At 35.5% G+C, this 293-nt stretch carries 1 protein-coding gene; it reads left to right on the top strand.

Annotation, left to right across the window (positions count from 1 at the left end; all coding sequences use genetic code 11):
• Nucleotides 1-293 (top strand): transposase (locus KH893_RS12895; RefSeq protein ID WP_281166410.1); only part of this gene is annotated, 293 nt, incomplete at both ends.

Raw genomic sequence — 293 nt, 5'->3', positions numbered from 1 at the left:
GTCGTTGATCGTCTGCTGAACATGTCTGACGAACTGAGGAAAGCTTATAACTATTACCAACAGCTGTTACATGTCATTCATCATCAAGATACTGAATCCTTAAGTAATCTATTAAATTCAGCTGCTGGAATGCCTGAACAAATAAAGAAAGCTAATCGAACACTGCGTAAACATCAAAGTGAAATTATCAACAGTTTCAAGACCTCGTTTTCAAATGGCCCAGTAGAAGGTACCAATAATAAAATCAAAGTCATTAAAAGGACCGCATACGGATTTAGAAATTTTGAAAACTT

The sequence above is a fragment of the Liquorilactobacillus sicerae genome (assembly GCF_029916425.1).
GTDB classification, from domain to species: Bacteria; Bacillota; Bacilli; order Lactobacillales; family Lactobacillaceae; genus Liquorilactobacillus; species Liquorilactobacillus sicerae.
Note: the sequence above shows the minus strand (reverse complement) of the source record. Positions and strands in the feature narration are given on the sequence as shown.